At 70.2% G+C, this 24,370-nt stretch carries 19 protein-coding genes and 2 pseudogenes; 13 read left to right on the top strand and 8 right to left on the bottom strand.

Going from position 1 to position 24,370, the window contains the following annotated elements; genetic code table 11:
• Positions 1-150: 150 nt before the first annotated feature.
• Positions 151-1,071, bottom strand: a complete 921-nt coding sequence (locus ABZ382_RS03740; protein ID WP_357083442.1) for a neutral zinc metallopeptidase — start codon at positions 1,069-1,071, stop codon at positions 151-153.
• A gap of 120 nt (positions 1,072-1,191) precedes the next feature.
• Here ABZ382_RS03740 and aspS point away from each other — a divergent pair, with 120 nt between their 5' ends.
• On the top strand, positions 1,192-2,985 hold the full coding sequence (gene aspS / locus ABZ382_RS03735) for an aspartate--tRNA ligase (protein WP_357084033.1): 1,794 nt from the start codon (positions 1,192-1,194) through the stop codon (positions 2,983-2,985).
• A gap of 78 nt (positions 2,986-3,063) precedes the next feature.
• On the opposite strand, the gene ABZ382_RS03730 is transcribed toward aspS, so the two are convergent.
• A complete protein-coding gene (locus tag ABZ382_RS03730) occupies positions 3,064-4,119 on the bottom strand; it encodes a hypothetical protein (RefSeq protein ID WP_357083439.1) in 1,056 nt (351 codons plus the stop codon).
• A 196-nt stretch (positions 4,120-4,315) separates the two neighbouring features.
• Here ABZ382_RS03730 and ABZ382_RS03725 point away from each other — a divergent pair, with 196 nt between their 5' ends.
• Both ABZ382_RS03725 and ABZ382_RS03720 read left to right on the top strand, forming a co-directional pair.
• Positions 4,316-5,485: a kinase gene (locus tag ABZ382_RS03725; protein ID WP_357083437.1), complete on the top strand. Its 1,170-nt coding sequence runs from the start codon at positions 4,316-4,318 to the stop codon at positions 5,483-5,485.
• A gap of 165 nt (positions 5,486-5,650) precedes the next feature.
• Positions 5,651-6,943 carry a replication-associated recombination protein A gene (locus ABZ382_RS03720; protein ID WP_357084030.1) on the top strand — a complete coding sequence of 431 codons (1,293 nt, stop codon included), beginning with the start codon at positions 5,651-5,653 and terminating at the stop codon, positions 6,941-6,943.
• Positions 6,944-7,053: 110 nt separating this feature from the next.
• Here ABZ382_RS03720 and ABZ382_RS03715 read toward each other — a convergent pair whose 3' ends face one another.
• Positions 7,054-7,713, bottom strand: coding sequence for a CatB-related O-acetyltransferase (locus ABZ382_RS03715; RefSeq protein ID WP_357083434.1), 660 nt, complete (start codon positions 7,711-7,713; stop codon positions 7,054-7,056).
• Between the two features lie 71 nt (positions 7,714-7,784).
• Between ABZ382_RS03715 and alaS the strand changes: the two genes are divergently transcribed.
• The 6 genes from alaS (at position 7,785) to ABZ382_RS03685 (ending at position 14,394) form a co-directional block, all read left to right on the top strand.
• Entirely contained in the window at positions 7,785-10,451 is a 2,667-nt protein-coding gene (alaS, locus tag ABZ382_RS03710; RefSeq protein ID WP_357083431.1) for an alanine--tRNA ligase, read from the top strand.
• A gap of 120 nt (positions 10,452-10,571) precedes the next feature.
• Positions 10,572-11,096, top strand: a complete 525-nt coding sequence (gene ruvX / locus ABZ382_RS03705) for a Holliday junction resolvase RuvX (RefSeq protein ID WP_357083428.1) — start codon at positions 10,572-10,574, stop codon at positions 11,094-11,096.
• The gene (locus ABZ382_RS03700) at positions 11,093-12,592 is read left to right on the top strand and encodes an endolytic transglycosylase MltG (protein WP_357083425.1); all 1,500 of its coding nucleotides are present in this window, start codon (positions 11,093-11,095) and stop codon (positions 12,590-12,592) included. The genes ruvX and ABZ382_RS03700 overlap by 4 nt, the downstream gene beginning before the upstream one ends.
• Positions 12,582-13,391: a shikimate dehydrogenase gene (locus ABZ382_RS03695; RefSeq protein WP_357083422.1), complete on the top strand. Its 810-nt coding sequence runs from the start codon at positions 12,582-12,584 to the stop codon at positions 13,389-13,391. Before ABZ382_RS03700 ends, ABZ382_RS03695 begins: the two co-directional genes overlap by 11 nt.
• A gap of 156 nt (positions 13,392-13,547) precedes the next feature.
• Entirely contained in the window at positions 13,548-14,018 is a 471-nt protein-coding gene (locus ABZ382_RS03690) for a B-4DMT family transporter (protein WP_357083419.1), read from the top strand.
• A 142-nt stretch (positions 14,019-14,160) separates the two neighbouring features.
• Complete coding sequence (locus ABZ382_RS03685; RefSeq protein ID WP_357083417.1) at positions 14,161-14,394, top strand: hypothetical protein; 234 nt, start codon at positions 14,161-14,163, stop codon at positions 14,392-14,394.
• Positions 14,395-14,482: 88 nt separating this feature from the next.
• On the opposite strand, the gene aroB is transcribed toward ABZ382_RS03685, so the two are convergent.
• The 4 genes and pseudogenes from aroB to ABZ382_RS03665 form a co-directional block, all read right to left on the bottom strand.
• The gene (gene aroB / locus ABZ382_RS03680; protein ID WP_357083414.1) at positions 14,483-15,601 is read right to left on the bottom strand and encodes a 3-dehydroquinate synthase; all 1,119 of its coding nucleotides are present in this window, start codon (positions 15,599-15,601) and stop codon (positions 14,483-14,485) included.
• Positions 15,602-16,257: 656 nt separating this feature from the next.
• Positions 16,258-16,797, bottom strand: a pseudogene (locus ABZ382_RS03675) (shikimate kinase); the annotation flags it as partial.
• A gap of 146 nt (positions 16,798-16,943) precedes the next feature.
• A pseudogene (gene aroC / locus ABZ382_RS03670) lies at positions 16,944-17,936 on the bottom strand (chorismate synthase); the annotation flags it as partial.
• 124 nt (positions 17,937-18,060) lie between these two features.
• Positions 18,061-18,597, bottom strand: a complete 537-nt coding sequence (locus ABZ382_RS03665) for an A24 family peptidase (RefSeq protein ID WP_357083411.1) — start codon at positions 18,595-18,597, stop codon at positions 18,061-18,063.
• Between the two features lie 150 nt (positions 18,598-18,747).
• Here ABZ382_RS03665 and ABZ382_RS03660 point away from each other — a divergent pair, with 150 nt between their 5' ends.
• The 4 genes from ABZ382_RS03660 to ABZ382_RS03645 are packed head-to-tail and all read left to right on the top strand — an operon-like array spanning position 18,748 to position 21,277.
• Complete coding sequence (locus ABZ382_RS03660) at positions 18,748-19,872, top strand: Xaa-Pro peptidase family protein (protein WP_357083408.1); 1,125 nt, start codon at positions 18,748-18,750, stop codon at positions 19,870-19,872.
• A gap of 37 nt (positions 19,873-19,909) precedes the next feature.
• On the top strand, positions 19,910-20,473 hold the full coding sequence (efp, locus tag ABZ382_RS03655; protein ID WP_357083405.1) for an elongation factor P: 564 nt from the start codon (positions 19,910-19,912) through the stop codon (positions 20,471-20,473).
• Between the two features lie 20 nt (positions 20,474-20,493).
• The gene (gene nusB / locus ABZ382_RS03650; protein WP_357083402.1) at positions 20,494-21,000 is read left to right on the top strand and encodes a transcription antitermination factor NusB; all 507 of its coding nucleotides are present in this window, start codon (positions 20,494-20,496) and stop codon (positions 20,998-21,000) included.
• A 19-nt stretch (positions 21,001-21,019) separates the two neighbouring features.
• The gene (locus ABZ382_RS03645) at positions 21,020-21,277 is read left to right on the top strand and encodes a YciI family protein (protein ID WP_357083399.1); all 258 of its coding nucleotides are present in this window, start codon (positions 21,020-21,022) and stop codon (positions 21,275-21,277) included.
• On the opposite strand, the gene ABZ382_RS03640 is transcribed toward ABZ382_RS03645, so the two are convergent.
• On the bottom strand, positions 21,267-24,293 hold the full coding sequence (locus ABZ382_RS03640) for an AAA family ATPase (RefSeq protein WP_357084027.1): 3,027 nt from the start codon (positions 24,291-24,293) through the stop codon (positions 21,267-21,269). The two genes, ABZ382_RS03645 and ABZ382_RS03640, sit on opposite strands and share 11 nt — an antisense overlap.
• Positions 24,294-24,370 lie beyond the last annotated feature (77 nt).

Genomic DNA, 24,370 nt, shown 5'->3' with positions numbered 1-24,370 from the left:
TCGCGGGATTCGCCCGAATTCGCACGCGGCGAGGTCCCTGGTGGTCGCGCCGGACCGGTCATCGAGTGGCACACCGACATCGGGCGTCCGGGTCGGGAAATGGTGAGGGCCCCGTCCAATGCGGACGGGGCCTTCGGGTCGGGGGAGGGATCAGCGCAGGGCGGGCGGGTTGCCGAGGTCCTGGGCGGAGTAGGTGTCGCAGGCCTTGACCTGGCCGGTCTTGTAGCCGGTGAGGAACCACTTCTGGCGTTCCACCGAGGAACCGTGGGTCCAGGCCTCGGGGTTGACGCGGCCGGTGGCGGCCTTCTGGATGCGGTCGTCGCCGACGGCGGAGGCGGCGGAGAGCGCGTCGCGAATGTCGTTGTCGGTCAGCGGCTTCAGGAAGGGCTGGCCGCCGCCGGGGGCGGGCAGCTTGTCGGCGTAGGCGGCCCAGACGCCGGCGTAGCAGTCGGCCTGCAGCTCGGTGCGGACCGCGCCGGAGGTCGGGCCCTTGGGGTCGCGCTGGGCCTTGTTGATGTCGCCGAGCAGGTTCTGGATGTGGTGGCCGAACTCGTGGGCGACCACGTACTCCTGGGCCAGGGGCCCGCCGCTGGAGCCGAAGCGGTCGACCAGTTCCTGGAAGAAGCTGGTGTCGAAGTAGGCGGTCTGGTCGGCCGGGCAGTAGAACGGGCCCACCGCCGAGGACGCGCGCCCGCAGGCGGTGTTCACCGCGCCGGAGAACAGCGTCACCTTCGGGGCCACGTATTTGCGGCCGGTCTGCTTGGGTAGCTCGGTGCCCCACACATTGTCCAGGCTCTGGACGGTGGCGATGACCCGGCAGTCCACGTACTTGTTGGCGTCCGCACCGGTCTTGCAATGATCGGGGGTCGTTGCGGCCCCGGACTTGGAGTTCGAATCCGCGCCCGTGAATTGGCCCAGGATGCTGCCAGGATCGCCGCCGAGCAGCAGGGACGCGATCAGTGCGATGATGCCCAGCGCGCCACCACCGAGAGCCAGGCCGCCGCCCAGACCGGGTCCACCGCCGCCACTCACCCGGTTCGGGTCTATTTGCAGGCCCTCGTTGAAGGTCATGCGTATCACTCTGACACGGGCGAGCGGATATCGGTTTCCACTCGCCGCACGTGTCTCTCTACGATGGGTCTGCACCTGGTCACCCGCACCGGTGCTTCGAGTCCCGTCGAAAGGAATCCCGTGCTGCGCACCCACTTGGCTGGTTCGCTGCGAAGCGAGCACGCCGGTCAGACCGTCACCCTCACCGGCTGGGTGGCCCGGCGGCGAGACCACGGTGGCGTGATCTTCATCGATCTGCGTGATGCTTCGGGTGTGGCCCAGGCCGTCTTCCGTGAAGGCGAGCCCGCGGCGGCCGCCCACAAGCTGCGCAACGAGTTCGTCGTGAAGATCACCGGCGTGGTCGAGAACCGTCCCGAAGGCAGCGAGAACCCGAACCTGCCGACGGGCGCCATCGAGGTCAACGTGACCGCGCTCGAGGTGCTCAACGAGGCCGCGCCGCTGCCGTTCCAGCTCGACGACGAGCCGGGTGAGGAAGCCCGCCTCAAGTACCGCTACCTGGACCTGCGCCGCGAGGGCCCGGCCCACGCGATCCGCCTGCGCTCGAAGGTGAACTCCGCCGCCCGCGAGGTGCTGGCCAAGCACGCCTTCATCGAGGTCGAGACCCCGACCATGACCCGCTCCACCCCCGAAGGCGCGCGCGACTTCCTGGTTCCGGCCCGCCTGGCGCCTGGCAAGTTCTACGCCCTGCCGCAGTCGCCGCAGCTGTTCAAGCAGCTGCTCATGGTCGGCGGCATCGAGCGCTACTTCCAGATCGCGCGCTGCTACCGCGACGAGGACTTCCGCGCCGACCGTCAGCCGGAGTTCACCCAGCTCGACATCGAGATGAGCTTCGTCGAGCAGGAGGACGTCATCCTGCTGGCCGAGGACATCCTCGCCGCGCTGTGGAAGCTGGTCGGCTACGACATCCCGACCCCGATCCCGCACATGACCTACGCCGAGGCCATGCGCCGCTACGGCTCGGACAAGCCCGACCTGCGCTTCGAGGTCGAGATCACCGAGATGATGGAGTATTTCGAGGACACGTCCTTCCGCGTGTTCCAGGCTCCTTATGTCGGTGCGGTGGTCATGCCGGGCGGCGCCTCGCAGCCGCGTCGCCAGTTCGACGCCTGGCAGGAGTGGGCCAAGCAGCGCGGCGCCAAGGGCCTGGCGTACATCACCTTCAACGAGGACGGCACCCTCGGCGGCCCGGTCGCCAAGAACCTGACCGACGCCGAGCGTGAGGGCCTGGCCAAGCAGGTCGGCGCCGAGCCGGGCGACTGCGTCTTCTTCGCCGCCGGTGAGCAGAAGTCGAGCCGGGCGCTGCTGGGCGCGGCCCGCGGCGAGATCGCCCGCAAGTGCGGTCTCATCGACGAGAACGCCTGGGCGTTCGTCTGGATCGTGGACGCCCCGATGTTCGAGCCGACCGCCGACGCCACCGCGAGCGGCGATGTGGCCCTGGGCTATTCGGCCTGGACCGCCGTGCACCACGCCTTCACCTCGCCCAAGCCCGAGCACCAGGACACCTTCGACACCGATCCGGCGTCGGCGCTGGCCTACGCCTACGACATCGTCTGCAATGGCAACGAGATCGGCGGCGGCTCGATCCGTATCCACCGCCGCGACGTGCAGGAGCGGGTGTTCCAGGTGATGGGCATCGGCGAGGCCGAGGCGCAGGAGAAGTTCGGCTTCCTGCTCGACGCCTTCTCCTACGGCGCCCCGCCGATGGGCGGCATCGCCTTCGGCTGGGACCGCATCACCGCGCTGCTGGCCGGGGTGGACTCGATCCGCGAGGTCATCGCGTTCCCGAAGTCGGGCGGCGGCGTCGACCCGCTGACCGACGCGCCGACCCCGATCACGCCGCAGCAGCGTCAGGAAGCGGGCCTCAACGCCAAGCTGGACGCGAACGGCAACCCGGTCAAGGACGAGGGCAAGTAGCCTCGACACCGAGATACGACGACGCCGCGCTGCCCGAGCAGCGCGGCGTCGTTGTTTTTCGACTCGGTCGGGCGCCGGTCAGTACACGACCAGCCGCCCGGTGAGGGTCCGGTAGGCGTAGGTGGTGGCGATCGCGGTCACCGGCCCGGCGACCAGCAGGCCCAGCCCGCAGAACAGCGTGCCGACCACCGTCATCAGCAGCACCGCCAGCGCCAGCAGCGACACCTGCAGGGCGTTCGCGATCACCAGCCGGGCACTGGACTGGATCGCGGCGATCGGATTCTGGTCCTGGTCGATCACGAAATGCAGCGCGAACATGCACAGCACCCCGACGATCACCGCCGGGAACAGGCACAGGATCGAGGCCAGGAAGCACGCCGCGAACACGATGAGGGCGGTGATGAGCACATTGCCGGCGTTCACGAATCCGAAGAAGGCCGGGAAATCGGGTGGGGTGCCGTCGGTCTCGTAGAGCGCGCCGCGGATCATGGCCGCCTGCAACAGCCACACCACCAGCGACGCCACCGCGAACAGCAGCACCACCGCCGACAGCGACTGGACGTCAATGATTCTCACCAGCAGGGTGACCAGCAGCCAGGCGATCAGGCCGATCAGCACCATGCCCACCCACGGAACGGCATTGAGCCGGAACCGATCCCACCCGTAGGTGAGGGCGCCGCCCACATCGAGGCGCTCGCGCGGCGGACTGTAGGACTGCTGCGGCACGGGCTCGGTGTCGGGGCCCGCGGCGGACGGCGGTGTCGAGCCCGGCGGGAAGCCGCCCGGGGGAGGCGGATTGCCCGGCGCCATCGCGCCCGGCGGCAACTGCTGCGGCACGCCGCCGCCGACGCCGGGAGGCCCTTGGGGCGCGCCCGGCTGCGGGGTCAGGGCCGGCGGGGGCTCCACGGGCTCACTGCCGTAGTGCGCCGCGCCGGGTCCGTCGAACTGCGGGTACCCGGCGAGGCCGGGCAGCTGGTGGCGGGCGGGTCCGGGGCCGGGGTCGGCGGCGCCGGAAACCGGTGCGGGCTCGGGGTTTTGGTGATGTCCGGATTGCGGTGGGTACTGTTCGCCGCCCCGGGCGGCGGGACGGTCGCCGGAGGGGTCGTACGGTGCTGAGGGCGGCGTGCCAGTCATGGTCGCAAGCCTTTCACATTTCCCGGTTTACGGTGTGGCGCACAGCAGTTGATCCAAGAGACAACTAGACCCCGCTGGTTGTGTCAAGCAACCAGCGCCGCGTGGGCAAACCCTTCACAAAGACACGCCGTCCGACGCGCGAAAGGTTGTGCAACCGCTCGCTGAAAGTGACCTGGCGGGAGTACCTTGGGTTCCGATGACCGCACTATTGGCCGAACGCGCCGCCGAAGTCGTGTCCGCGGCACAACAGTTGCTCACAAAGCGAATGGGTGCTGCGGTAAAGCTGAGTGACCCCATGGAGCTCAGCGGCAGTGGTAGGACGACGGTCCTACGTGTCCGCGTTGCGGAGAACGCCTTCTCGCTCCCTCGCACACTCATTGTGAAGCAGGTAGCGGGTCCGGCGTCGGAGCGACGTACCGGCGGTATGGCGCCGGGTGTCGCCAGCATCGATTCCGCATTCCTCCGCGAGGCGGTCTCGTACCAATTCACCACCGCCCTCGGTCGTGACCACCGCCCCGGCGCCTACTTATTGGGCTACAGCCTGCCCGGCCGCCTGCTCATTCTCAGCGACCTCGGCGAGAACCTCTCGCTCACCGCGGTCCTGCAGTCCGGCGTCGAACCCAACAAGCGCAACGCGCTCATGGCGTTCGCCCAGGCGCTGGGCCGCATGCACGCCGCGACCGTCGGCCGCGAAGCCGACTTCGTCGCCCTGCTCCGCCGCGTCGACGTGGTGCACCGGGTGGACGGCATCGCCCAGCAGGCCGAGTCCGCGGTCGCCGAGGTGCCGGTCATGCTGCAGCGCGAACTCGGCATCGAGGTGCCCGGCGAGATCGCCGAACGCATCGTGCGCGGCAACCGTCTGTTCTCGGCCGGCCGCTACCGCGCCTTCAGCCCCTCGGACCTGTGCCCCGACAATGTCATTCTCAATGACGAGGGCGCCCGCTTCCTCGACTACGAGTGGGGCGGCTTCCGCGACGCCACCCTCGACATCGCCTACGCGCTGGTCTCGTTCCCGGGCTGCCTGTGCGATTTCGAGCTCTCCCGCGAACGCGCCCGCCAGATGGTGGAGGCGTGGCGGTCGGAAGTGGTGGCGGTCTGGCCGGCACTGGCCGACGACGCCGTGCTCGCCGAACGCATTCTCGAGGCCCGGCTCATCTGGGTGTGGCTGTCCACCTACTGGTTCCTGCCCGCCGACCACGCCCGCATCGCCGCCGCCCGCGAGCACGGCCTGTCGATTCCGCGGTCGGCCGCGCTGATCAACCGCTGGGCCGCCCTCGCCGAGGACGCCCGCTGCACCGGCGACGACACCCTCGGCGACTTCGCCGAGCACGTCTCGGCCACCCTCGAGGAGCACTGGGAGGAATAGCCCTCCGCCACCGCTGGTGTGGGCCGGACCCCGAGGGTGAGGTTCCGGCCGGTGTCGCCGTCAGCGAGAGTGTCGGAGCCGATCGGTAGGGTTCGGGGCGTGAGTGATGGGCTCTTCGACGCACCGGGCACGCAGACCGTCGCCGACGACTTCGCGGCGAGCGCGGTGCGCCTACCCGCTGCCGACGACCGGTTCGCGCCGCTGGCCGTGCGCATGCGCCCGCGCACCCTCGACGAGGTGGTGGGCCAGCAGCATCTGCTCGGTCCCGGATCCCCGCTGCGCCGGCTGATCGAGGGATCCGGCGCGGCCTCGGTGCTGCTGTACGGTCCGCCCGGAACCGGCAAGACCACTCTCGCCTCACTGCTCTCGCAGGCCACCGGCCGCCGCTTCGAGGCGTTGTCGGCGCTGTCGGCGGGCGTGAAGGAAGTGCGCGCGGTCATCGATCTGGCGCGGCGGCGGCTCACCGTCGGCGAACAGACCGTGCTGTTCATCGACGAGGTGCACCGCTTCTCCAAGACCCAGCAGGACGCGTTGCTGGCGGCGGTGGAGAACCGGATCGTGCTGCTGGTCGCGGCGACCACCGAGAACCCCTCGTTCTCCGTGGTGTCCCCGCTGCTGTCGCGGTCGCTGGTGCTGCAACTGCAGTCGTTGAGCGAGGCCGAGATCCGCCAGGTGCTGGACCGCGCCATCGCCGATCCGCGCGGGCTGGCGGGGGAGTACACGGTCACCGACGAGGCCCTCGACCACATCGTGCGGATCGCGGGCGGCGACGCGCGGCGCTCGCTGACCGCTCTCGAAGCCTCCGCCGAATCCTCCCTCGACGGCACCGTCGGCGTGGAACTGGTGGAGGCCAGCGTCGACAAGGCCGCGGTGCGCTACGACCGCTCCGGCGACCAGCACTACGACGTGATCAGCGCCTTCATCAAATCGCTGCGCGGTTCGGACGTGGACGCCGCGCTGCACTACCTGGCCCGGATGATCAGCGCCGGTGAGGATCCGCGATTCATCGCCCGCCGCTTGATGATCCAGGCCAGCGAGGAGGTCGGCATGGCCGACCCCACCGCGTTGCAGACCGCGGTCGCCGCCGCCCAGGTGGTTCAGCTGGTCGGTATGCCCGAGGCGCAATTGGCCTTGACCCAGGCCACGATTCACATCGCCACCTCCCCGAAATCGGGGTCGGTGGTCAAGGGCATCGGCGCGGCCATGGCCGACGTGCGCGCGGGTAAAGCGGGCGCGGTGCCCCCGCACCTGCGCGACGGTCACTACGCGGGCGCGGCCGCGCTCGGCAACGCCCAGGGGTACAAGTACCCGCACGATCACCCGGATGGTGTTCTCGGCCAGCAATATCCGCCGGACGAACTGGTCGGCACCGACTACTACCACCCGACCGACCACGGCTACGAACGCGAAGTCGGCCCGCGCGTGACCAAACTCCGCCGCATCGTCCGGGGTAGATAGCACCCCGGGCGAGTCTGCGTCGTGCGCCGAATTGCAGTGGATGCCACAAACGGTCGTGCGACGCGTCCCGAATACGTCTGCGCCGCAGGTTGGTCCATGAGCGGTGCGTCTCAGTCCATGAGCAGATCGTGGTGGCGGGCGATGCGCTCGATCTCGGCGGGGCCACCGCCCATGATGTCCCGCACATGTTCGGTGATCAGGTCGATGGGCCAGTTCCACCAGGCCGCCCGCACCAGCATGGCGACCTCCGCGTCGCTGAAGCGTTGCTTCACCACCTGTGCCGGGTTGCCGCCGACGATCGTGTAGGGCGGCACGTCGGCGGTGACGACCGCGCCGGTGGCGATGATCGCGCCGTCGCCGATCCGCACCCCCGGCATGATCAGGCTGTTGTAGCCGAACCACACGTCGTTGCCGACCACGGTGTCGCCCCGGGACGGGATCGAGGTGATGATGTCCATGGTCTCCTCGGCCCAGGTGCCGCCGAAGATCGTGAACGGGAAGGTGGACACCCCCGCGGTGGGGTGGTTGGCCCCGGCCATGATGAACCGGGTGTTGCTCGCGATGGCGCAGTATTTGCCGATGATCAACTTCTCGGGCCCGAACGCGTACAGCACGTTCTCGGTCTCGAAGGCCGTCGCCGCCACCGGATCGTCGAAGTAGCTGTAGTCGCCGACCTCGATGTTCGGCGAGGTGACGTGCGGTTTCAGGAAGACGGTCCGGTGCGCGTGGGGGAGCGGGAAGCGCTGGGATGGGTCAGGGATCACAGTCACCCAGGCGATGGTAGCTATCGCCCGGTGGTGGGTGGAAACTCCCTGGACTCGGACCGGTAGGCTGGATACCTGTGCAGACCCACGAGATTCGACGGCGCTTCCTGGAGCATTTCGTAAAGGCCGGACACACCGAGGTACCCAGTGCCTCGCTGATCCTGGCCGACCCCAACCTGCTGTTCGTGAACGCGGGCATGGTCCAGTTCGTGCCGTATTTCCTCGGTCAGCAGACCCCGCCCTTCGACACCGCGACCAGCGTGCAGAAGTGCGTGCGCACCGGCGACATCGAGAACGTCGGCGTCACCACCCGCCACAACACCTTCTTCCAGATGGCGGGCAACTTCTCCTTCGGCGCCTACTTCAAGCGCGGCGCCATGGAACTGGCCTGGTCGCTGCTGACCGGTCCGGTCGAGGACGGCGGTTACGGTTTCGACCCCGAAAAGCTGTGGGTCACCGTCTATCTCGACGACGACGAGGCCGAGCAGATCTGGCGTGAGCTGGGCGTCCCGGACGAGCGCATCCAGCGCCGCGGCATGGCCGACAACTACTGGTCCATGGGCATCCCCGGCCCCTGCGGCCCGTGCTCGGAGATCTACTTCGACCGCGGCCCCGAGTACGGCATCGAGGGCGGCCCCGAGGCCGACGAGGACCGCTACCTCGAGATCTGGAACCTCGTGTTCATGCAGAACGAGCGGGGCGCGGGACGCGGCAAGGACGATTTCGAGATCCTGGGCCCGCTGCCCAAGAAGAACATCGACACCGGCATGGGCGTCGAGCGTGTCGCGTTCCTGCTGCAGGGCGTCGACAACGTCTACGAGACCGACCTGCTGCGCCCGATCATCGACAAGGCCGAGGAGCTGACCGGCCGCTCCTACGGTGTCGAGCACGCCGACGACGTCCGCTTCCGCGTCATCGCCGACCACGCCCGCACCGCCGCCATGCTGATCGGCGACGGCGTCAACCCCGGTAACGACGGCCGCGGCTACGTGCTGCGCCGCCTGCTGCGCCGCATCGTGCGCTCGGCCCGCCTGCTGGGCGCCGACAAGCCGGTGATGGGCGAGTTCATCAAGGTCGTCGCCGACCTCATGTCGCCGTCCTACCCGGAGCTGCTCACCGACTTCAAGCGCATCGAGAACGTCGCCGTCGGTGAGGAGGCCGCGTTCCTCAAGACCCTGAGCACCGGCACCAAGCTCTTCGACGAGACCGTCGACGAGGTCAAGGCCCACGGCAGCAAGAAGATCAGCGGCACCGACGCCTTCACCCTGCACGACACCTACGGCTTCCCGATCGACCTGACCCTGGAGATGGCCGCCGAGGCCGGCCTGCAGGTCGACGAGGAGGGCTTCCGCTCGCTCATGGCCGAGCAGCGCAAGCGGGCCAAGGAGGACGCGCTCTCGCGCAAGCACGCGCACGCCGACCTCACCATCTACAAGGAGTTCGTGGACCGCGGCGCGACCGAGTTCACCGGCTTCGACGAGCTGGCCACCGAGGCCACCGTGCTCGCCCTGATCAAGGACGGCGTCCGGGTGCCGGTCGCCGAGGCCGGTCAGGACGTCGAGGTGATCCTGGACCGCAGCCCGCTCTACGCCGAGTCCGGCGGCCAGATCGCCGACCGCGGTTCGCTGAGCTCCTCGCACGGGCTCAAGGTGACCGTCAACGACGTGCAGAAGATCGCCAAGAAGGTGTGGGTGCACAAGTCCACCATCGAGGCCGGTCAGCTCACCGAGGGCGACACCGTGCTGGCGCAGGTCGACCCGACCTGGCGGCACGGCGCCACCCAGGGCCACTCCGGCACCCACATGGTGCACGCCGCGCTGCGACAGGTGCTGGGCCCCAACGCCGTTCAGGCCGGCTCGCTCAACAAGCCCGGCTACCTGCGTTTCGACTTCAACTGGCAGGGCGCGCTGACCGAGCAGCAGAAGGCCGACATCGAGGCGGTCTCCAACAGCGCGGTCGGCGACGACTTCCCGGTCAACACCTTCGTCACCGACCTGACCTCCGCCAAGAAGATGGGCGCCATGGCGCTGTTCGGCGAGAACTACGGCGACGAGGTGCGCGTGGTGGAGATCGGCGGACCGTTCTCCATGGAGCTGTGCGGTGGCACCCACGTGGCGCACTCCTCGCAGATCGGCCCGATCACCGTGCTGGGTGAGTCGTCGGTCGGTTCCGGCGTGCGCCGCGTCGAGGCCTTCGTCGGCCTGGACTCGTACAAGTACCTGGCCAAGGAGCGCGCGCTGCTGGCCGGTCTCGCGTCCTCGTTGAAGGTGCCCTCGGACGAGGTGCCGGGCCGTGTCGAGCAGCTGGTCGAGCGGCTCAAGGTCGCCGAGAAGGAGCTCGAGCGCACCAAGATGGCCGCGGTGCTGTCCAGTGCCGGCACCTTCGTGGAGCAGGCGCAGCGGGTCGGCAAGGTGCTGCTGGTCGCGGCCGCCGCCCCGGCCGGGGTGGGCGCGGGCGATCTGCGCACCCTGGTCCAGGACATCAAGGGCCGCTTCGGTTCCGAGCCCGCCATCGTGGTGCTGCTCGGCAATGCCGATGGCAAGGTGCCGTTCGTGGCCGCGGTCACCAAGGCCGCCCAGGATCTCGGCATCAAGGCCGGGGATCTGGTGTCCGCCTTCGGTCCCGCGATCTCGGGCCGTGGTGGCGGCAAGCCGGAGATGGCGCAGGGCGCCGGCTCCGATCCGTCGGGCATCGAGGCCGGTCTGGCCGCCCTGCGGTCGCGGGTCGCCGAGCTCGCCGGGTAGATGGACGACTCCGACACATCGCGGCCGGAGCCGGGGACATCACGGCCGGAGCCGGCCACATCGCGGACTGATTCGGGAGATTCCTCCGGATTTGCCCGGACGCCCACCGAGGCGTCCGGGGTGTCCGCGGACGGGCGCGGCTTCGCGTCCGAGCGGCCCAGCGTCGAGGCCGATCCGGGGCGTGGCCGCCGCATCGGCATCGATGTGGGTTCGGTCCGGATCGGTGTCGCCTCCAGCGATCCCGACGGTCTGCTCGCCACCCCGGTCGAAACCGTGCCGAAGGCCAAGAAGGTCGCGCCCGGAACACTCGCGCCCGATCTGTCCAGAATTGCCGAGATTGTGCGGGAGTACGAGGCGGTCGAGGTGATCGTCGGCTTGCCGCGCACATTACGCGGAGAAAGCGGCGCGTCGGCTAAGCTGGCGGCCACCTTCGCGGGACGTTTGCGGAACCTGATCGCGCCCGTGCCGGTGCGGCTTTCCGACGAACGGTTGACTACGGTGTCTGCTGCACGTGCGTTGCGAGACAGTGGAGTTCGCGCACGCGGGCAGCGGCAGGTCATCGATCAGGCCGCCGCCGTGTCGATCCTGCAAGGATGGTTGGACGAACGGAGTGCCCTATTGAAGCCGCGTGGTGAGGACGCATGACCGACCGCTGGACGCGGGCCGAGGAACGCTACCGGCAGAACGCCGAACGGCGTTATCGCCGCGACGATCTCGATTGGTCCGAGGCGGACGATTACGAGGACGACACCACCGTCATCCCGCGCTACGAGGACGAACTCTACGAGGGTGAGCCCTACGCGGGCGAGGAGTTCGACGACAACCCCCCGCGCGACCCGGAACCCCCGCGCCGCAGCGCTCCCCAGCGCACCGAGCGCGGACGCGCCGACCGCGGCCGCCGCACCGAGCGGCCCGCCCGCGCGGGTGCGAAGGCGGGCGGCGGCCGGGGCCAGCGGCCCAAGCGTTCCCGGATGGCGTCGCGGAAAGCCGCCGAGCGCAAGCGCCGTCGCCGCAACCTGTTCGTCATCGCGGGCGTGTTCGCGGTCCTGTTCGTCGGCGCGGTCGGCTTCGCGGGCTGGAAGTTCCTGGGCAAGCTGAGCGGTCCCGAGGACTTCTCCGGACCGCAGGGCCCGCTGGCGATCATCCAGATCAAGCCCGGCGACACCGCCACCCAGATCGCCGACACCATGGCCGACAAGGGTGTGGTGGCCAGCAGCGGCGCGTTCTACGAAGCGGCTGTGCGCAATACCAACATGAACTCCATCCAGCCCGGGTACTACGCCATCCCCAGCCACAGCAAGGGCGCCGAAGCGGTGACCGCGCTGTTCGGCAAGGACGCCCGGGTCGGCAATGTGGTCATCTCCGAGGGTCGCCAGCTGCACGACTCCAGCGACGTCAACACCGGCGCCCGCAAGGACGGCATCTACCGCAAGATCGCCGAGGCCAGCTGCGTCGGCGCCGGCAGCGCCGCCAAGTGCGTCACCTACGAGCAGCTCGACCAGGCCGGGTCCACGGGTGATCCGATGGCGCTGGGGGTTCCGACGTGGGCGCTGGAACGGGTCAAGACCGTGCCGGACCGCTCCCGCCAGCTCGAGGGCCTGATCGCCGGCGGCACCCTGGATTTCGATCCCACCGCGAGCGCGCAGGACATCCTCAAGCAGCTGGTGACCTCGAGCGCGCAGAGCTATGAGGCGTCCGGTCTCATGCAGTCCGGTGCGGCGAACGGCCTGAGCGCCTACGACACGCTCATCGCGGCCTCGCTGGTGGAGCGCGAGGCGCTGCCGCAGGACATGTCGAAGGTGGCGCGGGTCATCGTGAACCGGCTCGCGGTGCAGCAGCCGCTGCAGTTCGACTCCACCGTCAACTACGCGCTCGACAAGACCGAGGTCGCCACCACCGACTCCGACCGCGCGCACAAGACCCCGTGGAACACCTACGCCATGCCCGGCCTGCCCGCGACGCCGATCTCGGCGCCGTCGCTGGGGGCCATGCGCGCCATGGAGAATCCCGCGCCCGGCCCGTGGCTGTACTTCGTCACCATCGACAAGCAGGGCACCACGTTGTTCACCGAGAACTACAACGAGCACCTGCGCAATATCGAAAAGGCCAGGCAGAGTGGAATTCTCGACAGTGGACGGTAAGCGCAGGGCCGCCGTCCTCGGCAGCCCGATCGCCCACTCCCGGTCGCCGCAACTGCATCTGGCCGCCTACCGGGCGCTGGGCCTGGACTGGAGTTACGAGCGCATCGAGTGCACCGGCGAGCAATTGCCCGGGCTGGTCGACGGACTCGGCCCCGAATGGGTGGGCCTGTCGGTGACCATGCCCGGCAAGGTCGCCGCGCTCGGATACGCCGACGAGCGCACCGAGCGCGCGGAACTGGTCGGATCGGCGAACACGCTGGTGCGCACCGACTCCGGCTGGCGCGCCGACTGCACCGACGTGGACGGCGTGCGCGGCGCGCTGGAAGGCGCGGGCGTGCAGGAGATCTCGCGTGCCCTGGTGCTCGGCGCGGGCGGCACCGCCCGGCCCGCGCTGCTGGCCCTGGCCGATCTGGGCGCGCACACGGTCAGCATCGTGGCCCGTGACCGCGGCCGCGCCGCCGAAACCCTGGAACTGGCCGAGCAATTGGGCATGTCGGCCGAGATCCTCGGCTTCGATCCCGAGGGCCTGTTGTTCGTCTGCTCCGACGTCGACGCCGTCGTCAGCACCGTGCCCGCGGAAGCGGCCGCGGCGGTGGCGGATTCGGTGGCCGCGGCGCCGGTGGTGCTCGACGCCATCTACAACCCGTGGCCCACCCCGCTCGCCGCGGCGGTGGAACGCGCGGGCCACACCGTGGTGAGCGGCCTCGAGATGCTGCTGAACCAGGCCTACGGCCAGGTCGAGCAGTTCACCGGCAAGCCCGCTCCGCGCGCGGAGATGGCGGCCGCGCTGCGGGAGTGATCGCGGTCGTCGGAGTGCGCCGGGTATCGGGTCGGACTGCTCGGCCGGAGCGTGTCGGCCCCGGATGGGGCCTGACGCCCCGGTCGGCTAAGGTTCTGTAACAAGTTTCAGTTCATTTGGTTCGGCCGGGCGGCCGCGCAGGGTTAAGGTGATCACATGAATGCGTGGGTGTTGCGCGCCGTGGGCTTGGGGGCGCTGACCGTTGTGCTGGAGACGCTGCTCGGGGTGGGCATGCGGTACTGGCCGACCGCGGGTGTGTGGATGCGCATCCTGTGCCTGATCGTCCTGGTCGGCGCCGTCGTGATGTGGGGCCTGCTGGACGGCCGCTCCGACCGGCAGGCCAACCCGGATCCCGAGCACGGGACCGATCTGACCATGCGCTGGCTGAAGGCGGCGCTGGCCGCGGGCGTGGGCTCGCAGCTGGTGGCCTGGATCCTCGATTTCATCCCCGGCTTCGATCTCGGCGACCAGGGCCTGGTCTTCAATATCACCTCGGCCGCCGCGTTCATCGTGCTGCTGATCTTCATCCCGGTCATGCTCGGCGTGGTGCTCGGCCGCTGGCTGGTCGGCCGCGACGGCAAGAAGTCGGCCCCCGCCGCGCAGACCCAGGAGCCGGTCAGCGCCTGACGCTCCCGCTGAACTCGACCCCGCGCCACAGTCCTTGTGGCGCGGGGTCTTTCGTTTGTGCGTCCGCAGCCGCAGCGTCCCGATCCCGCTGGGCGGAAGAGTTGCCGGATCGGCGGTGACATCGTGGGGGCAGAATGTGGCTATGGATACTGTCACCGCTCTTGATCTGCGGAGACTGTTGGCCGCAGACGACCCCGACGCATGTCTGGTGCTGGCCGAAGGCCGCACGCAGGTAGCCACCGGCGCCGACGCGCCGGGCATGAGGCTGATCGACCGGTCCCAGGTGCTGGCTCGGCTGGGCTCGGATCCGCAGGAACTGGCGCTGGTCGAGTACGCGGCGCTGCTGGACTCGGAGATCCGGATGCAGGGCGGCTGACCCGCCCGGATACGACGATGCCCGCCGCCGATTCCTCGGCGACGGGCGTTGTCGTGACTACCGCTGTGTCCTACCGGCGGGCCGTGTCCTACAGCAGGATGGCTCCGCCGGTCGGGCCGTCCTCGCGGGCGATGGCCGAATAGGCCGCGGCCAGCAGGCTCGGGTCCGGGCCCTCCAGGCGGCCCGGCTTGGCCAGGCCGTCGAGCACCACGAAACGCAGCACGCCCGAGCGGGTCTTCTTGTCGGTCTGCATGGCGTCCATCAGCTGCGACAGCGCGTCGGCGTCGTAGGTGGTGGGCAGGCCGATGCTCTCCAGGATCGCCTTGTGCCGGTCGGCGGTCTCGTCGTCGAGACGTCCGGCCAGACGGCCCAGCTCCGCGGCGAAGACCAGGCCGACCGAGACGGCCGCGCCGTGCCGCCACCGGTAGCGCTCGCGGCGCTCGATGGCGTGGCCCAGGGTGTGGCCGTAGTTGAGGATCTCGCGCAGATCCGATTCCTTCAGGTCGGCGGCCACCACATTGGCCTTGACCTGGATGGCGCGGCGCACCAGCTCGGGCAGCACGTCGCCGGTCGGGTCCAGGGCGGCCTGCGGGTCGCGTTCGACCAGCTCCAGGATCACCGGGTCGGCGATGAAACCGGCCTTGATGATCTCGGCCATGCCGGCCACGATCTCGTTGCGCGGCACCGTCTCCAGGGTCGCCAGATCCACCATGACCGCGGCGGGTTCGTGGAAGCAGCCGACCAGGTTCTTGCCGGCCTCGGTATTGATGCCGGTCTTGCCGCCGACGGCGGCGTCGACCATGGCCAGCAGCGTGGTCGGGACGTGCACGATGTCGACGCCGCGCATCCAGGTGGCGGCCACGAATCCGGCCAGGTCGGTGGCCGCGCCGCCGCCGAGGCTCACGATCAGGTCCTTGCGGGTCAGCCCGATCCGCCCGAGCACCTCCCAGCAGAACCCGGCGACCTGCAGATCCTTACCGGCCTCGGCGTCCGGGATCTCCACCCGGTGCGCGTCGATCCCCTTGTCCACCAGGGCCTTGCGCACCACCTCGGCGGTCTCGGCCAGCGGCGGCTGATAGAAGATCGCGACGGTCCGCACCGCGGACCGCCCGGTCACCTGGTCGACCAGATCCCCGAGCAGGCCCCGCCCGATGATCACCGGGTACGGGTCCGCGGTACGAACCTCGATGTGAGTCGGCTCGCTCATGCTTGCTGCTCCGATTCTGCTTGTGCGGATTGATCTGCGCTGTGCTCGGCGCGCGCCCGCGCGCGTGCCCGTCGGGCGCGGGCGCGGCGGGACCGGCCGCTACCGGGTGCCGCCACGGTGCCGGAGGCCCGATCCGAACCTGGTTGCGCGGCGGGAGTATCCGGGCGCGAGGCGGCCACGGTGGTCTCCGAAGCCGACGACGATGCCGCCTGGGGCGAACTCTGGCCACCGGCGGCGTTGTTCGAGGGTGCGCCGGCCGCGCGGGCGGCGCGGCGACGCCGTCCGCCGACCGGACGCTCCGATGCGGCGGACCCGGAGTCGCCGGCCGGTGCGGTCGTGGAAGCCGTGGCGGGCGAACCGGATTCGGCGGCCCGGCCGCCCCGGCGGCGCGAACGGCGGTTGCGGCGACCGCGTTTCGTGGTCTCGGCGCCGTCGGCGGTGTCCTCGGACCGGCCGCCGGGACCGCGGCCGTTGCGCTCGGGAGCGCTGGATTCGGCCGTGGCGGTGGTCGTTTCGGGTCCGGTCGCGGTGTTCTCGCCGCGGCCCTTGCCGCCCCGGCGGCGTTTGCGGCGCGCGCGGGAGCGGGAGGACGCGGCCGACTCGGCGGGCGTGGTGTCGGTGGCCGGGTCTTCGGGGCGCTCGACCGGCTCGATACCGAGTTTGGCCAGGATTATGCGGACGACGCGGCCGGGGCTGCGGCCGTCGGTGCGGACCCGCACGGTCGCCACCTCGCGGTAGAGAGGGCGGCGGGTCTTCATCAGTTCGCGGTACTTCTTGGCCGGGTCGTCGCCGTTGAGCAGCGGGCGATTGGTGCTGGCGCCGGTGCGGCGCAGGCCCTCGCCGACACTGATCTCCAGATAGATGACCGTGCGGTCGCGCAGCAGTTCGCGGGTCGCCGCCGAGAGCACCGAGCCGCCGCCCAGCGACACCACGCCGTGTCCGGCGAGCACGGCGTCGCGGACGACCTCTTCCTCGATGCGCCGGAACTCCGGCTCGCCGTCGGTGGCGAAGATCTCCGGAATCGTGCGCCCGGTGCGCTCCTCGATTCCGGCGTCGGTGTCGTACAGCTCCACGCCGAGCTCACGGGCCAGCTTGCGCCCGATGGTCGATTTGCCCGCGCCCGGCGGGCCGACCAAGACGACATTCGGTGCGGGCCGGTCGGTTTCGCCCGGCGCCGCACTGTCCTCGGTGGTCACTGCCCGGCGTTGCCCGGAATGTGCGGGCGGGCGTTGATCCGCTTGAGGTAGGCGTGAATGTTGTCGACGGTCTCGGGCAGCGAGTCGCCGCCGAACTTCTCCAGCACCGCCTGCGCCACCACCAGCGCCACCATGGCCTCGGCGACCACACCGGCGGCCGGGACCGCGCACACGTCGGAGCGCTGGTGAATGGCCACCGCCTCCTCACCGGAGGTCATGTCCACCGTCGACAGCGCGCGCGGCACCGTCGAGATCGGCTTCATGGCCGCGCGCACCCGCAGCGCCTCGCCATTGGTCATGCCGCCCTCGAGGCCGCCGGCCCGGTTGGTGGAGCGCAGCACGCCGTCGGGGCCCGGGCGCATCTCGTCGTGGGCCTGGCTGCCGCGCCGGCGCGCGGTCTCGAAACCGTCGCCGACCTCGACGCCCTTGATGGCCTGAATGCCCATGAGCGCGGCCGCGAGCCGCGAGTCCAGGCGCGCCTCGCCGGAGGTGAACGAGCCCAGGCCGACCGGCAGGCCCTCGATGACGACCTCGACCACGCCGCCGAGGGTGTCGCCGTCCTTCTTGGCCGCCTCGATCTCGGCGATCATGGCCGCCTCGGCGTCCTTGTCGAACGCGCGCACCGGCGACTCGTCGATGGCGTCCAGATCCGCGGCGGTCGGCACCACACCGGTGGTGTTGGCGGCCGCGCCGATCGACACCACGTGCGAGATGACCTCGACCCCGAGCGCCTGACGCAGGAAGTTCTTGGCGACCGTGCCCGCCGCGACGCGTGCCGCGGTCTCCCGGGCGCTGGCGCGCTCCAGCACATTGCGGGCGTCGTCGAAGCCGTACTTGAGCATGCCCGAGTAGTCGGCGTGGCCGGGACGGGGACGGGTCAGCGGCGCATTGCGCGCCAGCTCGGCCAGTTCGGCCTGATCGACGGGGTCCGAGGCCATGACCTGGGTCCACTTGGGCCACTCCGAGTTCGCGACCTCGATGGCGACCGGTCCGCCCATGGTGCGGCCGTGCCGCACGCCGCCGACCATGGTCACCACGTCGGCCTCGAACTTCATCCGCGCGCCACGCCCGTACCCGAGTCGACGCCGGGCCAGCTGCGCGCCGATCTCGGCGGAGGTCACCTCGACACCGGCCACCATCCCCTCGAGGATGGTGACGAGAGCAGGACCATGGGATTCTCCGGCAGTTATCCAGCGCAACACGAGTGACATCCTTTCATGAATACCGAGGTGCCCGGACACACGGCCCGCGCGAAGCCCGATGTCAGCGCCCGGCCAGCAATGCCACCACGCTCGCCGCGCACATGGCGGGCCCGTGCGCGAGCGTCGCGACCTCGCCCGCCACGCCGCCACCTCGCCCGGAAGCCGCGAATGACACCGTATGCGGTGGTTCGCGCCACACCGGGATCACCGCGCGATTCACGAGCGGGACGTGGGTCCCCAGGGTGGGTGTCATGAGCGTTCCCGCCGCGGCGCAGGCCGTCAGCAGCGGTGCGGCCAGCGCGGCCCAGGACCAGGTCCAGGCGCCGCCCAGGGCGGTCGCCGCGCCCAGGCCCAGCGCGAGTTTCATGTCCCCCGCGCCGAGTGCGGCCGGGCAGCACAGGTGCAGGATCAGGTAGGGGAGCGCGAGCATCAGCCCTCCCGCCACCGCCAATTCGGGTGTGCCCACGGCGAATCCGTAGCCGAGGATCACCACCGCCCCGGGCAGGGTGAGGGCGTCGGGCAGCCTGCGCTCTCGCACATCGAAGGCGCTCAGGGCCGCGCACCACACCGTGAGCACCAGCATCGCCGTCGAATTCATGCTTCGAGGTTCTCGCGTCCGCGGCCCGCGTGGGCGGTGCCGTCGCGAAATGTGGACAACTGCTTCGGTTGTGAATACCGGGGTTTCCCTAACCACCCCATTCACGTGTTGCGGGCCCGTGTCGCGGCGTGTCGGCGGTAGCTTTGACGCATGTCTGCTGATCACGATCCGGCCCGGCGACCCGACTACGCGCTGCGCCGGGCCAGCCTGCGGAATCTGCTGGTGGAGAACCGTGTCGACGCGCTGCTGGTCACGGACCTGATCAATATCCGGTACCTGACCGGTTTCACCGGGTCGAACGCCGCGCTGCTGGTCTACGCCTGGGATTCCAGCGAGGACCGCACCATCATCAGCACCGACGGCCGCTATCTCACCCAGGTCGGCGTGCAGGTGCCGGATCTGCGCGCCGAGATCAACCGGTCGTGTGCGCGCCGGGTGATGGAGATCGCGGGGGAGTGGCAGACCGGACGGGTCGGTTTCGAGAGCCACGTGGTCACCGTCGAACAGCATCGCGGTCTGGCCGCCCTGGGCACCGGCCTGGACCTGGTCCCGGTGTCGGGCCTGGTCGAGCAGTTGCGCATGGTCAAGGACGACTACGAGGTGGACTGCCTGCGCGCGGCCTGCGACGCCGCCGACGCGGCCCTGGCCGCCCTGCTCGAACGTGGCGGCCTGCGTCCGGGCCGCACCGAGCGGCAGGTGGCCCGCGACCTGGAATGGCTCATGTTCGAGCACGGCGCGGAGGCGGTGGCCTTCGAGACCATCGTGGCGGCCGGCGCGAATTCGGCTGTCCCGCATCACCGTCCGACCGAGGCGGTGCTGGCCACCGGCGATTTCGTGAAGCTCGACTTCGGCGCGGTGTCGCGCGGCTACCACTCCGACATGACCCGCACCTTCGTCCTGGGCGCACCGACGGACTGGCAGCGCGAGGTGTACGACCTGGTCAGCGCCGCGCAGAAGGCGGGCCGCGAGGCCCTGGCCCCGGGCGTCTCCACCGCGGCGGTCGACGCCGCGTCGCGCCGGGTGATCGAGTCGGCCGGTCACGGCGACCTGTTCGTGCACGGTCTCGGGCACGGCGTCGGCCTGCAGATTCACGAAGCGCCCGGAATCGCCAAAACCGGCACGGGTACACTGCTGGATGGCGTGGCGGTGACCGTCGAGCCAGGTGTGTACTTCCCCGGCCGCGGTGGCGTCCGGATCGAGGACACGCTCGTGGTTCGCCAGGGGGGCCCGGAGCTGCTCACCCGCACCAGCAAAGACCTGACCGTCGTCGACTGACGCGCGGTTGCAACGACTAGTAGGAGATCCGAGGACAGTGGCGGACACCAGCGACTTCAAGAACGGCCTCGTGCTGAAGATCGACAATCAGCTTTGGCAGATCGTCGAGTTCCAGCACGTGAAGCCGGGCAAGGGTCCCGCCTTCGTGCGCACCAAGCTGAAGAACGTCGTCGTGGGCAAGGTTGTCGACAAGACCTTCAATGCCGGCGTCAAGGTGGAGACCGCGACCGTCGACCGTCGCGACATGCAGTACCTCTACCACGATGGTGAGGACTACATCTTCATGGACGGTGAGACCTACGACCAGATCCACCTGAGCGAGCAGCTGCTGGGCCGCAACGCGGGCTTCCTGCTGGAGAACATGGCCGTCCAGATCGCCATGCACGAGGGTGAGGCGCTGTTCGTCGAGCTCCCCGTCGCCATCGACGTCATCGTCACCCACACCGAGCCGGGCCTGCAGGGCGACCGCTCCTCGGCCGGCACCAAGCCCGCCACCGTGGAGACCGGCGCCGAGGTGCAGGTGCCGCTGTTCATCAACCAGGGCGACAAGCTGCGCATCGACACCCGCGACGGCAGCTACATCAGCCGCGTCAACAACTGACGCGACGGATAATGTCTTCCGTGGCCGATCAATCGGACAAGAAGTCTTTCAAGAAGCTCGGCGCACGGCACAAGGCGCGTCGGCGTGCGGTGGATCTGCTGTTCGAGGCGGAGGCCCGCGACATCGACCCGGCCGACCTGCTCTCCGAGCGGGTCTCCCTGGCGGTGCGTGAGGAGTCCATCGCGCCGATCAACCCCTACACCCGGGTCCTGGTCGAAGGCGTAGCCGACGATCTGGACCGGGTGGACGGCACCATCGAGTCGTACCTGTCGCAGGACTGGACGCTGCCGCGGCTGCCCGCCGTCGACCGCGCCATCCTGCGCGTCGCGGTGTGGGAGTTGTTCCACGCCAACGACGTTCCCCCGGTGGTGGCCGTGGACGAGGCGGTGGAGCTGGCCAAGGAGCTGTCCACCGACGATTCCCCGTCGTTCATCAACGGCGTGCTCGGCCAGGTGGTCCAGGTGGCTCCGCAGGTGCGGGCCGCCGCCGCGGCCACCCGCTCGACCGTCGCCGACGACGACAAGTAGTTCGAAGGAGAAGCGCAGGGTGCGCAAATATCTGGTCATGGCCATGCGCACCCCGCGCTTCGACGATTCCGTCGTCGTCCCGCACAAGGAATGGCTGGCGCGGGTCCGCGACCGCGGCCAGCTGGTCGAGACCGGCAAATTCACCGACGGCACCGGCGGCGCCTACGTCATCACCGCCGAGAATCTGACCGCCGCACGGGAATTGATCCACACCGACCCGATTCACACCACCGGGGCCTCGGAGCTCACGATCCACGAGTGGGAGATCACCGGCTGACGTTCAGCGGGTCCGATCCAGTTCCGCGATCCAGTTCCGCGAGCCGGTGCGCGATGCCCGCCCGCCCGGTGATTCCCAGTTTGCGCAGAATGCGGCCCAGATGGTCCTCGACGGTGCGCGGGCTCAGATAGAGCTGTTCGGCGATGCTCTTGTTGGTGAGCCCCCGGGCCGCCAGCTCGGCGACCTCCCGTTCGCGCTCGCTCAGCGTGGTCGCGCCGCTCACGCTGCGGTGACCGGCGAGTTTGCGTTGCGCGGCGGTGGCCGCGGTGAGCAGCTCGTGCGCGCCCGCCGCCGCGAATTCCTCGCGCGCGGCGGCGATCCGGGCGGTCGCGGTGGCGAAATCCCCGCGCTGTCCGGCGATGTCGGCTTCCAACAGCATGGCCTGCGCGCGAAACACCGGCATGCCCGCGTCGCGGTAGTGGGCGATCGCCTCCTGGGCCGCGCGCCCGGCCCCGTCGAGATCGCCTCGCGCACACAGATATCCGGCCCGGGCCCGGGCCGCCGCGGCCCGCTGCCCCGGCAGGTCCAGTCGCTCGGCCGCCTCCTCGGCCCGCGCCACGAGCAGTGCGGCGGTGTCGAGGTCTCCGCGCGCGACGCATCCCAGCGCGGTCACCGCGAACTCCGCGGCCTGCATCGGATGTGCCCGCGGCCGTGCTGATTCGGGCCGCGCGGCAGGGTCCGGTAGCGGCGGGCGGGACGCGTCGCTTCTCGACCGCGCGGGCACGGCTGTGCCCTGGGCAGCGGTGATGGCGGGGTGCGGCGGCAGTGCGGACGGGGGTAGGCCGGCGGTGTACGCGAGGCGGCCCGCGATCTCGGCGAGGGCGGCCTCGACGACGCCGCGCCACCAGTGCATGGCCGGGCGGGGGAGCGCGTCGAGGGTGCGCCACCAGCGCAGGACTTCCTCGGGCGGTGCGATGTCCTCCAGGACCCGCAACTTGATCGCGCCCGCCAGGGGCGCGATGCCCGGATACCCGTACAACTGAGCGGTTTCCAGCGCGTCCTCGGCCGCCGCGAGCGCGTCCTCGTAGCGGCCGATCTTGCCCAGCGAGTAGGCGTGGACGGTGTGCAGTTCCGGCAGGACGAAGCTGTGTCCCCGGCGGCGGCTGACCCGGATGGCACGTTCGATATGGATCAGCCCGGTGCGCTGATCGTCGAGGAAGTAGGCCATCCAGCCCAGCGCGGCCACCGCGTGCACACCGTCGATCAGCTGGGAGTCGGTGAGTCCCGCGTACTCCCGTTCTGCCGCACGGTATTCCGCTCGCGCCGCGGTCAGGTCCAGCCCATTGAGCTGAGCCATGCTGCGGAGTGTGCGGGCGGCCGCACGAATCGCCGGATCCCGCACCGAACCCGACTCGAACAGCGCCTGGATCCGCGCCTCGGCCTCCCGGTGGCGATTGTCCTGCGACTCGAGCACCGCCAGTTCCAGTCGAGCCGCTCCGCTCGCGCCCGGATCGAGCCGCTCGACCACCCGCGTCAGCAGATGCCGCGCACCCTCGACCCGCCCGAGAATCCGTTCGCACCGCGCGTACAACAGCACCGCTTCGCCGCACCCCACCATCGCGAACTCCGTTCCGGGGGAGTTCGGGGGTGGATCGTCGTGTGGGAGAAGGGGTTCGAGGACGTCGCGGGCGCGGTCGGCGGCGCCGGACAGGAGCAGGGCGCGGCCCAGGAGCAGGTTGGCGGGGTGGGTAGCGGCGGGGTCGGGTGTGCGGCGCAGGGCCGCTTCGATCCAGCGGGCGCTGGTGGCGGGTGCGGTGGGCAGGGATTGTTCGGCGGCCCGGAGGAGGTCGGCCGCGGCGAGCGGGTCGTGGCCGCTGAAGGCGTGTTCGAGGTGGCGGGCGCGGGTGAGGACCGGGGAGTGGGCGGCGCGCAGGAATTCGGCGGCGCGGTGGTGGGCGGCGGCCCGCCAGGCCGGTCCGGCCAGCCGGTAGGCGGCGGTCCGGATGAGCGGGTGCCGGAAGTCGACGGTGCCGGTGGTCAGGGTGAGCCAGCCGCGCCGGGCCAGATCGTCGACGGCGGCGTCGAGATCGGACCGCGTGACTTCGGCCGTGGCGCACAGGAGTTCGGGGTCCGCGGTCGCCCCGCAGACGGCCGCGGCCTGGGCGACGAGCCGCTCGCGCGCGGGCAGGTGCGCGAGTTCGGCTCGCAGCGTTCGGTCCAGCGCGGCGGGCCCGGGCCCGGTCGAGGGCAGGTGGTCCGCGCGCACGGCCTGATCCAGTTCGGCCGGTGTGAGTTCGGCCAGCACCTGCAGGTACAGCGGATTGCCGTGCGCCGCTTCGACGAGCCGGGCCCGGCGTGCGGGCGGGATCTCCGGGAGCAGAGCGATCGCCTCGTCCTCGGACAGCGGTGGCACGGTCAGGTGTGTCACCACGATTCGAAGCGCGCGCACCGCCGCCGCGAGTTCCGGCGGAAACTGGCCCGCGCGGTAGGCGAGGATGACGACCACACGGTCGGGTAGCTGCCGGATCAGACCCGCCAGTACGTCGAGGGACGCGCGGTCCGCCCAGTGCACGTCATCGAGGATCAGCACCGTCGGCGTGCCCCCGAGCCGTACCCGCAGCCACCGAGCGGATTCCCGGTTGTCGAGCGCCGCGACAAGGGGATTCGCGGGTCCGCCCTGCGCGTCGCCGTCGAGTATCGGGTCGTGGCCCGATGGGTTGGTGTCGCTGGATGAATGGTCGTCGCCGGATGCGCGGGCGCTACGGCTCCGAATGTCGTCGCCGGATGGTATGTCGTCGTGGCTGCGGACATCGCCGGTGATCGCATCCGCGTCGCTGGTGAGCTGGTCGCTGAGGGCGGCGAGCACCTGGCGAGGGGTGGACTGTTCGTATTCGGTGGCCGCGATGGCGATCGTGCGCAGTCCGGCGGCCCGTGCGCGGTCGGTGGATTCGGCGAGCAGCCGGGACTTTCCGATCCCCGCCGGCCCTTCGACCAGGAAGACCCGGCGGTCGCCGGAGATGCGGTATGCCGCGTCGAGGGTGATGAGTTCGTGGTCGCGGCCGACGAATGGCTCGATCGCGCACTCCTTTCCGAACGGAAGGTCCCGGCCGGAGCCTAACCTGCTGCCGGACTCGCCCGGATTTCGGGCCGATC

This window comes from Nocardia sp. NPDC005825, from assembly GCF_040630175.1.
GTDB lineage: Bacteria > Actinomycetota > Actinomycetes > Mycobacteriales > Mycobacteriaceae > Nocardia.
Note: the sequence above shows the minus strand (reverse complement) of the source record. Positions and strands in the feature narration are given on the sequence as shown.

What these genes read in the sequence shown, in the direction of transcription:
- ABZ382_RS03740 (WP_357083442.1), bottom strand. Translation starts at nt 1,071, where the DNA reads ATGACCTTCAACGAGGGCCTGCAAATAGACCCGAACCGGGTGAGTGGC.
- ABZ382_RS03730 (WP_357083439.1), bottom strand. Translation starts at nt 4,119, where the DNA reads ATGACTGGCACGCCGCCCTCAGCACCGTACGACCCCTCCGGCGACCGT.
- ABZ382_RS03725 (WP_357083437.1), top strand. Translation starts at nt 4,316, where the DNA reads ATGACCGCACTATTGGCCGAACGCGCCGCCGAAGTCGTGTCCGCGGCA.
- ABZ382_RS03700 (WP_357083425.1), top strand. Translation starts at nt 11,093, where the DNA reads ATGACCGACCGCTGGACGCGGGCCGAGGAACGCTACCGGCAGAACGCC.
- ABZ382_RS03690 (WP_357083419.1), top strand. Translation starts at nt 13,548, where the DNA reads ATGAATGCGTGGGTGTTGCGCGCCGTGGGCTTGGGGGCGCTGACCGTT.
- ABZ382_RS03685 (WP_357083417.1), top strand. Translation starts at nt 14,161, where the DNA reads ATGGATACTGTCACCGCTCTTGATCTGCGGAGACTGTTGGCCGCAGAC.
- aroB (WP_357083414.1), bottom strand. Translation starts at nt 15,601, where the DNA reads ATGAGCGAGCCGACTCACATCGAGGTTCGTACCGCGGACCCGTACCCG.
- ABZ382_RS03665 (WP_357083411.1), bottom strand. Translation starts at nt 18,597, where the DNA reads ATGAATTCGACGGCGATGCTGGTGCTCACGGTGTGGTGCGCGGCCCTG.
- ABZ382_RS03660 (WP_357083408.1), top strand. Translation starts at nt 18,748, where the DNA reads ATGTCTGCTGATCACGATCCGGCCCGGCGACCCGACTACGCGCTGCGC.